Annotated in this window: 8 protein-coding genes and 1 pseudogene; 5 read left to right on the plus strand and 4 right to left on the minus strand. The window is 69.2% G+C overall.

Features of this window, described 5'->3' with window-relative positions:
* Nucleotides 1-317 precede the first annotated feature (317 nt).
* Both ACFP2V_RS28565 and ACFP2V_RS28570 read left to right on the plus strand, forming a co-directional pair.
* Nucleotides 318-851: a hypothetical protein gene (locus tag ACFP2V_RS28565; RefSeq protein ID WP_381218187.1), complete on the plus strand. Its 534-nt coding sequence runs from the start codon at nt 318-320 to the stop codon at nt 849-851.
* A gap of 43 nt (nt 852-894) precedes the next feature.
* Complete coding sequence (locus tag ACFP2V_RS28570) at nt 895-3,780, plus strand: DEAD/DEAH box helicase (protein ID WP_381218188.1); 2,886 nt, start codon at nt 895-897, stop codon at nt 3,778-3,780.
* 79 nt (nt 3,781-3,859) lie between these two features.
* Here ACFP2V_RS28570 and ACFP2V_RS28575 read toward each other — a convergent pair whose 3' ends face one another.
* On the minus strand, nt 3,860-4,045 hold the full coding sequence (locus ACFP2V_RS28575; RefSeq protein ID WP_381218189.1) for a hypothetical protein: 186 nt from the start codon (nt 4,043-4,045) through the stop codon (nt 3,860-3,862).
* Nucleotides 4,046-4,459: 414 nt separating this feature from the next.
* Nucleotides 4,460-4,683 (minus strand): annotated as a pseudogene (locus ACFP2V_RS28580) (hypothetical protein).
* Nucleotides 4,684-5,714: 1,031 nt separating this feature from the next.
* Here ACFP2V_RS28580 and ACFP2V_RS28585 point away from each other — a divergent pair.
* Nucleotides 5,715-6,164: a hypothetical protein gene (locus ACFP2V_RS28585; protein ID WP_381218190.1), complete on the plus strand. Its 450-nt coding sequence runs from the start codon at nt 5,715-5,717 to the stop codon at nt 6,162-6,164.
* A 14-nt stretch (nt 6,165-6,178) separates the two neighbouring features.
* Here the strand turns inward: ACFP2V_RS28585 and ACFP2V_RS28590 are convergent, their stop codons facing one another.
* Nucleotides 6,179-6,898: a hypothetical protein gene (locus tag ACFP2V_RS28590; protein ID WP_381218191.1), complete on the minus strand. Its 720-nt coding sequence runs from the start codon at nt 6,896-6,898 to the stop codon at nt 6,179-6,181.
* 9 nt (nt 6,899-6,907) lie between these two features.
* Here ACFP2V_RS28590 and ACFP2V_RS28595 point away from each other — a divergent pair, with 9 nt between their 5' ends.
* On the plus strand, nt 6,908-7,456 hold the full coding sequence (locus ACFP2V_RS28595; RefSeq protein WP_381218192.1) for a hypothetical protein: 549 nt from the start codon (nt 6,908-6,910) through the stop codon (nt 7,454-7,456).
* Nucleotides 7,457-7,458: 2 nt separating this feature from the next.
* On the opposite strand, the gene ACFP2V_RS28600 is transcribed toward ACFP2V_RS28595, so the two are convergent.
* Nucleotides 7,459-8,124 (minus strand): hypothetical protein, encoded by a 666-nt coding sequence (locus ACFP2V_RS28600; RefSeq protein WP_381218193.1) that lies wholly within the window; start codon nt 8,122-8,124, stop codon nt 7,459-7,461.
* 1,763 nt (nt 8,125-9,887) lie between these two features.
* Here ACFP2V_RS28600 and ACFP2V_RS28605 point away from each other — a divergent pair.
* A complete protein-coding gene (locus ACFP2V_RS28605; protein ID WP_381218194.1) occupies nt 9,888-10,073 on the plus strand; it encodes a hypothetical protein in 186 nt (61 codons plus the stop codon).
* Nucleotides 10,074-10,140: the final 67 nt, after the last annotated feature.

Consider the following 10,140-nt stretch of genomic DNA (forward strand, 5'->3'; position numbering starts at 1 on the left):
TTCACGCTCCGTCCGCTGCGCTCCCGGAGCGGCGGGATTTCGTCCCGCTACCGGACTTCCGCTGCGCTCCAGTCCGGGCCGGCGGGTCCGCTGCGCTCCCCCGCCTGGCGGTCCTTCCGGCTGCGCCTCCAGGGCCGTTGGGGCCCGCTTCGCGGGCCGGGCTGGCTGCGAGAGTGGGGGGTTGCTCGTTCGTTTCGGGTTCTGGTGCAGTGGGTGCATCAGGTTGATGGACATGTAGAGTTGGCGGAAACACGGGACACCCCTCAACTGCCCTATGTGGGCCTGGTTGCCCGCGCCTTTCGGGAAAGGGAAAACGCATGTGGAGTGCTCAGGACGTGGCGCGGGATCAGGTCCGGCGTCAGGCGAATGGCCTGGACGTCGCCGCCGTTGCGGAAAAGGTCGCGGAGGCCGCTGTCCGTGAGCGGGAGACCGCGGAGCGGTTGAGGGGCAACGGTTCCTTCTACGAGTTCGAGACGGACCGGGAGCGGTTGGCTGTCATCTGGCTGGCCCAGCATGCTGAGTGGCGGCGCGTCAGGGACTTGATGACTGCGGTCGGTTGGAGGGTGTACGAGCCAGAACGGGACGCTCAGGGCTCGGTGTGGGCTCGTGAGCGTGAGGAACGGTTTGCTGGTGCTCTTGCGGCACCGGCCGCCTTCGGGGAACGGCAGGGGGAGGAAGCGGATGAACTGCGGGCGGAGATCCGACTGTCCGCCGCGCCCAGTCGGCTGATCCAGACGGTGGCCGGCCGGACGGGGCTGCGCCCCTCTGAGGTCCTGGCCCAGCTTGGCGAGCGGATCGTCGTGGGCGAGGACGGTACGGTGTCCGTCCCGTCCTTCACGCCGTCCTGGTGATTTCCGAAGCGAGTGGAAAAGAAGGCAGAGGAGGAGCGGGGAGATGCCGGGTATTCGGCTTCGGGAACACCAGGTGGCCCAGAAAGCGGCTTTCCGTCGGTGGGTGGAATTCCCTGCAAGATCATCTGTGTCGTCGGAGGGGGCACGGGGGACGATCGTGTCCGCGACCGGATCGGGCAAGACGATCACCGCGGCCGCGTGCGCGCTGGAGTGCTTCCCGGGCGGGCGGGTCCTGGTGACTGTGCCGACTCTGGACTTGCTCGTGCAGACCGCTCAGGCGTGGCGGTTGGTGGGCCACCGGGCGCCGCTGGTGGCGGTGTGCTCGCTGGAGAGCGATGCGATGCTCGATTCGCTGGGGGTACGCACCACCACCAACCCGATCCAGTTGGCACTGTGGGCGGGGTCCGGGCCGGTGGTCGTGTTCGCCACGTACGCCTCCCTGGTGGACCGCGAGGACTTCGAGGATCCGATGGGCCAGGGCAAGGTTCGCGGGCCTTTGGAGGCCGCTCTGGCGGGCGGGGAGCGCCTGTACGGGCAGCAGATGAGCGGTTTCGACCTCGCCATCGTGGACGAAGCCCACTCCACCGCAGGCGATCTTGGCAGGCCGTGGGCGGCGATCCACGACAACGCTCGCATCCCGGCGGACTTCCGGCTGTACCTGACCGCCACCCCGCGCATCCTCGCGGCGCCCCGACCGCAGAAGGGCGCGGGCGGCCAGGAGCTGGAGCTCGCGTCGATGGGCCAGGACTCCCAGACGTACGGTCCGTGGCTGGCCGAACTCGGGCTCTCGGAGGCAATCGAGCGGGGCATCCTCGCCGGATTCGAGATCGACGTGCTGGAGATCCGCGACCCCTCGCCCGTCCTCGGGGAGTCCGAGGAGGCGCAGCGGGGCCGGCGCCTGGCGCTGCTGCAGACCGCACTTTTGGAGCACGCGGCGGCGTACAACCTGCGTACGGTCATGACGTTCCACCAGAAGGTGGAGGAGGCCGCCGCGTTCGCGGAGAAGATGCCCCAGACGGCTGCGGAGCTGTACGTGAGCGATGCCTCCGACAAGGCCCTGGCGGCCGCGGACCGGCTCCCCGCGTCGTCGATCGACGCGCGGTTCTACGAGCTGGAGGCTGGCCGCCACGTGCCGCCGGGCCGGGTGTGGTCGGCGTGGCTGTGCGGCGACCACCTCGTGGCCGAGCGCCGCGAGGTGATCCGGCAGTTCGCGAACGGGATCGATGCCGCGGGCCGGCGGGTGCACCGGGCGTTCCTTGCGAGCTGTCGTGTGCTCGGGGAAGGCGTGGACATCACCGGCGAACGGGGCGTGGAAGCGATCTGCTTCGCGGACACCCGCGGCTCGCAGGTGGAGATCGTGCAGAACATCGGCCGGGCACTCCGGCTCAACAAGGACGGCAGCACGAAGGTGGCCAGGATCATCGTGCCGGTGTTCCTGGAGCCCGGTGAGGACCCGACCGACATGGTCGCCTCCGCCAGCTTCCGCCCTCTTGTCGCCGTTTTGCAGGGTCTGCGCTCGCACGATGAACGACTCGTGGAGCAGCTTGCCTCCCGTGCTCTCACCAGCGGGCAGCGCACCGTGCACGTGCGGCGCGACGAGGACGGGCGGATCGTCGGCGCCGGTGGCGACGGGGAGGAACAGGAGCAGGGCGACACCGACGGCGCCGCCGAGTCCGCGCTGCTCCGCTTCTCCTCTCCCCGGGATGCGGCGACCATCGCCGCGTTCCTGCGCACCCGGGTCTACCGGCCGGAGTCGCTGGTGTGGCTGGAGGGCTACCAAGCCCTGCTGCGCTGGCGGAAGGAGAACGAGATCACCGGCCTCTACGCCGTTCCCTACGACGTCGAGGTCGAAGTGGGGGCGACGAAGGCGTTTCCGCTTGGCCGATGGGTCCACCAGCAGCGGAAGGCTCTGCGGGCCGGTGAGCTGGAGGAGCGGCGCAAAACGCTGCTGGACGCGCCGGAGGCCGGGATGGTCTGGGAACCGGGAGAGGAAGCCTGGGAGGCCAAGCTGGCCGCCCTGCGCTCGTACCGGCGGGCGACCGGGCACCTCGCGCCGCGTCAGGACGCGGTGTGGGGCGAGGGCGAGGCGATGGTGCCCATCGGACAGCACATGGCGAACCTGCGCCGCAAGGGCGGCCTCGGCAAGGACCCGAAGCGCGCGGCGGAGCGCGCGCAGCAGCTGGCCGCGATCGACCCGGACTGGAACTGCCCGTGGCCACTGAACTGGCAACGCCACTACCGCGTCCTCGCCGACCTGGTCGACGCCGACGGCCACCTGCCCTACATCGCGCCGGGCGTCACCTTCGAGGGTGACGACATCGGCACTTGGAGGTGGCGGCAGCAGGAGCCGGGCACCTGGGCGCAGCTCCTGCCCGAGCAGCGGGAGCGGCTGTCCGCGCTAGGCGTGCGGGGCGCCACCCTCCCCGTAACGGCCGCCGCCCCGGCGGAGCTCCTTCCGGCGCCGGCCGACGCGGCCAAGGATCCGAAGAAGGCCGGGAGCAAGGCAGAGGCGGCGTTCCAGCGGGGCCTGGCAGCCCTGGCGCAGTGGGTGGAGAAGGAGGGGCAGCGGCCCGTCCCGCGCAGCACGGTCGTGGAGATCACGGTCGACGGCGAGGCGGAGCCGGTGCCAGTGAAGCTGGGGGTGTGGCTCTCGAACACCAAGTCGAGGCGGGACAAGCTCACCGTGGAGCAGCGCGCCGCCCTCGCCGCGCTGGGCATGGGCTGGGCGGGCGTGGTGCCGGTCGTCGAGGCCGCCCCGGAGCCGTCCGCACCGCAGCCCGCGCCGCCGGCGGTCCCGAAGAAGCGGCCGGTGCGGGAGCACCACGAGGAGTGTGACAAGGAGCTGTACGAGGGCGGGAACTGCACCTGCTGGTCCATCGAGCGGTTCGGGCCGCCCTCCGAGCGGGAGGGCTACGGGGACGACTTCTGACCGCTCCCCCGCCGCCGTACGAGACCCCGGGCCCGTCGACAGGGCCCGGGGTCTCGTGCGTCACGGTGCCAGTGGGCCTCTACTCGTGGCGCGGGATGGTGACCCGGATCTCCGCCAGGACGACACCGGTCACCGGGTCGCGGTCCACCGGGAGGTACAGGCCCCAGCTGGCGTCACCGGCCGTGAGCCAGCCTCCGGCCCACGGGGCGTCGGCGGTCTCCAGCTCGCGCCCGGCGAGCGGGCCGCCCGCGAAGCGAACGATCACAGCAGTACCTCCATCTGGCGGGAGCTTCCCGCCTCACCCCTTGGTGGGGCTCAGCGCCTGGAGGACAGCACCGGGATGCCGGCGACTTCCGTCCCGGCCCGGCCACCGGGCCGATGGCGGGTGGGGCGCGGCGGGCCCGGCCGCCGCGCAACCAGACCGAGCGCGCGCCGATCCACGGCCGCGGCCGTACCGCCCATCCCGCCCGTCCCTTACTCCTTCACTCCAGCCAGGGGACATGGGCAGAGCGGCCGCAACGGGGATGTCAGCACTCCGACCACGGCGAAACCGCGTAGCGACCTGCGCGAACATGGAGACGGCCCGTCAGGTCGCGCAACAGTAGGCGCAACCTCCAGCGCAACAGCCAGGCGCAACCCTTGTCGCAACCCCGTGCTCCTGGTCGACCGAGGCGCCGGGTCACGCGGCCCGGACAGCTCCGTGGGTGCGGGCGAGGTGGCGCAGCTCGGAGCGTGCCGCCGGTACCGAGGGGGCGGTTTCCCAGTAGGGGTGCCACCACAGCCGTACGGACAGGCGCAGCAGGCGGCGGTGTCGCGGGGGCGGGGTGCGGCGAACGCGTCATAGGTGGCGTTCCAGGCGGCTTGCGTCTGCACCAGGTCGTCGGGGAAGTCGGTCACGTCCATACCGGCATTAGATCGCTTGTTCGAATTCGGTGTCACATCGGACACGCCCTGACCGGAGGCGTGGTCGGGGTGTCCTGTGACAGCGAACCTTGAGCGTGTGACATCGAAGTTTGATCACCGAAAGCCAGAGGCTGGCGATGGCCGGCGCGGCTGGGGGTCCGCACGGCTTGCGCGGTCGAGCGTGAGGATCCAGAGGCTTTGTGCACCTTCAGGGGTCAACAGCGCCAAGCCGTGCGGCTGGTTCATTCGGCGTCAGGAGTCGTCAGGAGTCGTCAGCCGAGCAACGCCAGGATCTGGCCAGGAATGCCCAGAGTGGAGCCGCCAATGCCGTTGCCAAGCGAGCTGGCGGCGCCGGCGGGGCCCCCTGGAAGGGGTTCTCCCCCGCATCCAACGCACCGTTGAGGATTGCCTCTGCGGCTTCGAACGGTGATGTGGTGAGGCCCGGAGGCGGGGCGGGGTCGGCGCTTGCCGTGGCGGCACTGCCGAGCACAGCGGACGCCGCGAGCGCGGTGGTAGCGAACACAGAGCGCATGCGCATGAGGGCTCCTTCAGAGTGGTTGCAAGTGATCAACTTGCAACCGTGCAACCCGAAGCCAGCGTCACGGGCAGAGCACGAAAATCGCTCGAACGATCCGCCGAGCCAACCGCTGACCGACCCAGGGAACCGACGCGATGGCCGAGCCCAGTCCGGCTGGACGGCTGCACGGCTTGCGCGGTCGAGCGTGAGGATCCGAAGGCCGCACGGCACTGTAGCGCTCTGCCCAGGGACGATGTCGATCAAACTTCGATGGCACGCACTCAAGATTCGATGACACAGGTGGTCGGGGGTCGCGCTGGGCGTGGTCGGCCCGACCACGGTGGTCCGGTTCGGTCCGTAGTGGCACCCGAGTGGGTGATTTCCCTTCGCGTACGCGGGCGCAGTCCTAGCGGAGCGTGCCCAACTTACCTATTTCCAGGGGACATTGACAGCTTTTCGAGTGGTCTGTCATGTTCTGCCCGCCGCTTCCGGCGAACGAGCGAGAGGTGATCTCATGCGACGAAACGAGTACGACGCGAGCCAGGCCGCCAAGCGCCTGAAGGTGCCCGCAGCCGCCTTCCGGTGGGCGAGGCACACCGGCCTCATCCCCGACCCGGACGGCCCGGACTCCTGGTGGGCGGAAACAGTCCTCGCCCACGGCGGGCGCATCGAGGCCGTCGTCCCCGCCGCCGAGTACCGCGCCGGGCTCCCCGACTGGCACCACCCGACCTACGACCGGCTGCTCGGCTTGGCCTCCGATGTGCATGAGACCGGCATGACGGTCTCCGACGCCCAGGCCCACATGGCGGGCAGCGAGATTCTCGTCGGCCTGGTCGACGACTTGCTCGCCGTATGGGACGGCGAGCCGGCCTGGGCGTACGGTGGCACCGCCGACGTCGTCGCCTACGCTGAACGGCAGGGAACTGCGGTGCGGGTCCTGTGGCCCGAGGGCGCCTCACGCTAGGCACGCCGCCGCAGTCAGCGCTTGGGGGGCGCCTTCACGACCGGCGCCGCTGCCCCCAGTCTGTCTTCCGGCAACAGCCGTGGGAAGTCCTTGAAACTGGTGCGAATGACGCGGCCGTCTGTGAGGCGCACCATGGCCGTGATGTAGCGAGGCACCTTGCCGTCGATGATGAGCAGGCTTGTAGGAAGCGGGATCGACACCACGATGCCGCTCAAAGCGGCTACTTCTTCAGGCTTCTCGAACTCCTTGCGCCTCACGAAGCGGTCGTTGCGGCGATGGCCGTGGGAACCAATGACGGAGACGGACTCCACTCCGATGGGAGTCGTGCTGCGGTTGGCGAGGCGCAAGCTGAAGTCGTAGCCTCCGTCCGGCTCCCACACACCCCAGTTCTCCTCCAGAACCTCGACTTTGGGCCGCACACGGCGATAGGTGAGGGCCGAGAAGGTCATGTTCAGGCCCGTGAAGATGGCACTGAGCGTCGCAACGACGATGGCGACGACGGAAAGAGTCGTAGATGTCTGAGACATGGCCGCAGGATGCCCGACAGCAACGGTGCCGGACTCCGACTTGAGCAAGTTCAGCGCTTGGCTCTCCGGCACGGCGGCACCGCCGACGTCGTCGCCTAGGCCGAGCGGCAGGGAACCGCCGCTCGGATCCAGTGGCCCGAAGTTGCCTCCCGCTGACTGATCAAGCGGCTCTCGACCGAGTGTTGCTGCGCTACGAGTGACTGGCATGATGCTCAGATGTCGCAGGAATCAGCCGCTATCTGGGCGGCAGTCATTACCTCGATTGCCGCACTACTGGCCGGGGGTTTCGCATTTGCAGCAGCGCTACGTCAGGTGACGAAGACAGCCTTAACGCAGCGAGAGCAGGCGTGGTGGCAGCTCAGAAGGAATACCTTCGCGGATTTCCTCAACAAGCTGCGCGATCTCAGGAATGCCTACGCTCCCCACGCGGAGGCGCTGATCTCTGGCACCTTCGATGGCTCCAAGGCGGCTGCCTGGGCGTCTGCGTTGGACGCCTACCACAAGACCTACTCCGTGCTCGACCTGGAAGCACCTGAGTCGTTGTTGGATGCTGACGCGGTTCGGGACACCTGGCGTACTGTCCAAATGGTTGAGACAGTGGTTCAGATCTGGGAAGAGGCGGTACTGAATGGTCAGACTCTGCCGACACCCCTCGGCACCAATCCGCAGGAGGAGTTCGAAAGACTCTTATCGTACATGACCCGCGACGCGGATCAGACACGTAGGGCATTTCGTGCTGAGCTCCACAAAGAGCTGGATTTCTAAACTCAATTACCCAGAGTCGAAGGTCCGGTGTTCACCTTGCCGGGCGCGTAGTCGAGCCACAGTGCGACCACGGACCCGGCGCAGCCGCCGGTCGGTCCGACCGGGTCGACGCGGATGAACACCGGGCGCCGGTTGCGGATGACCGTGCAGCACTCGGCGGCCTGCATCAGGAGCAGGTCGTCCCAGGCGCCGTCGGCGGCTGCGTTCGAGCGGGTCGCACAGTCGGGGCCCGTCTCCTCGTTGCCGGTATCGACGCATCCGTAGACGCCGAGTTCCATGGTCATCCGCCAGCGGGGCGCCGGGATCGAGCAGTACGCGCGGAACCCGGAGATCCTGGGGTTGGTGCCCGTCTGCGCGGCGTTCTCCATGTTCAGCATCCGTACCCACGCCACGCCCTGGCCGCCGTTGTCGCAGTCGCAGTGGCAGGCGTCCATCGGCGGACGGTGGGAGCCGCGGAACCACATGCAGCAGCACGCCGGGCGGCCGGCGGTGGCCAGCGTCGTGCACACGCACGTCGCCAGGCCCGTCATGATCTCCTCCATGAGCGGGTCGCCGGACATCGCTGGTGCCAGGGTGCCCGCGAGCGGCGACTCCGCCGGCTGGTCGGCGTCGGTTGTCGCCGTCTCGGAGACAAGTTGTCTTCCGTCCCGCTGGGCTCCGAAGGCCATCAGCACGCGAGGGGGCCAGCGAGCGTCTGATCCCCCGAGGCGCTCCCCGCGTCCCGCCCGCTTCCCTCCCACCCTTCTTCCAGGCCGAGGCGGTCGTGGGGTGCTCTGAGGGGGATGTCAGCACCCCGACCACGCCGGAACCACGTGGTGACCTGCACAGACGCGGAGACCGGCCGGAGGGTGCGCAACATCCAGCGCAACCTCTTGGTGCAACACCCAGCGCAACACCCTGGCGCAACCTCCAGCGCAACAGTTGCTGTCGCCGGGCGACCGAAGGCGCCCATGGGGCCGGGTTGCGCAGCACGTCCGGCCCCGTGCCGTGCGCGGGGCCGGACTGGCCCTCAAAGGGCTGACCGGGCCCGCGCACGACTGTGACCTGCGGTAGTCGGGCCCGTGGTCGGGGACCAACCCACCGTGGTCGGGGCCTCCGGCCACAACGCACCGGACCCCGACCACGACCGCGCCGAGGCCCGACACCCGCGCAAGCCCCTGAACGAGCACGCCCGAGCACATCATCGACCTCCAACACGCGCTGAAGGCACTGACCACGGGACCGGACCGAGCAGCCATCCCCGCGGCCTCGATCTCCTTCAGCTCCACGACGTCGACATGGCCGGCGCTGCCTCCGATCATGCGAGCCGCCTTGCGGGCCTTGCGCTGGCGCGGGGTGAGGTCGGCCCAGTCGTCCGCCGTGGCCGCCTCCGCCTCGAGGACCGCGATCCGGTACCGGGCCTCGGCCGCCTGCTCCCGCGCCCGCTCCGCCTCGGCGGCCAGGCGCTCCGCCTCGGTCTCCTCCTGTTGCTTGCGGCGGCGCTGCGCCGCCACGTCGGCCTCGGTCGGCCCCGAGCCTCCGGCCGCTGGGCAGCAGGAGCCGGAGCGGCGCCGATGGTGGTCGCGCCGCAGCGGCTGACCGATGGCTCGGTGCCTGCACCGGGCTCCGGCGGCCACCGAACGGGTTCTGCTGGCTCCGTCAGGTGTTCGTCTGCGGGCCCGGCGAAGGAGCCGGTGCACAAGCGCAGTCAGCGGGGAGAGGCAGTCCGGGGCGAGCTGAACGGTCTGCTGCCGTTCGAGAAGGAGGGCCAGCTCACGCCGGTCGGCTGGAGCTGGCGGACGCCGTTCAGAACACCTATTCCGGCTTTCCGCAGAAGGTCCTCCGCAGAAATGCGTTTCGATACCGCGGCCGGAATAGGTGGACGCAGCGAGGGGGCTCCGGCCGGTAACAGGAGCCCCCTCTTGCCCCTGCTGATGTACTGCCGCACCCAGGAAGGGGGAGGGGCGGTGTATTTCGAGGGCAGGGGTTCCGTTTTTCAGCTCACCACCCTGGCGGTCACAGTGCAAGGTCTTCCGCGTTCGGAACGGGTTCCGAACCGTTCCGAACAGAAAACATGCAGGTCAAGGGTGTTCCTGCGGGCGTGCTGGTGCTGCGGGGCCTGCCCTGCGGCAGACGTCCAGCCTGAACGAAACAGAGAGCGACGGATGAGCCGCCGGGACACTTCCGCACGCTGCGGTATTCGAACGGAAAAGGACACCGAAAGCTCTAGCAATGAGCGGCGCCTGTCCAGGCTGAATCCGATTGAGCGAAAGGGTTTCCGCCCCTCCCCGCCGGGGCCAAACTGGGTAATGACCGCATCACAGCCGGTAACTGCTGGTGCGGTCGTCTTCGCCGCACTCAGGGAGGGGAAACAACTATGTCAGTACATATTGCGCGATCCCGACGCCGCCGGCAGGCGGCGTCACCGGATCACGCGCTCTGCGGCGCGACCTTGACGCCGGTCCAGCGGATCACCGTCTTCGCGATCATCCTGCTGGTAGTGATCGTCCTCGTGTACAGCGGGCAGCCCACCTGCGACGCCATCGGTCTGATCATGGCGGCCGGAGCCGCCGCCACGCAGTTGGGGCCCTGGCTGAGCGGACAGCGCGCGGCGGCCGGCTCCGCCGGAGGCGCGTGATGGCAAACCGGGTCTCCGAATTTAGTGGGGGTGTGCCTCCCGTCGGCTCCGCCGGGTGGTTGCACAG

Origin of the sequence: Streptomyces incanus (assembly GCF_042656345.1) — a bacterium.
Lineage (GTDB): Bacteria > Actinomycetota > Actinomycetes > Streptomycetales > Streptomycetaceae > Streptomyces > Streptomyces incanus.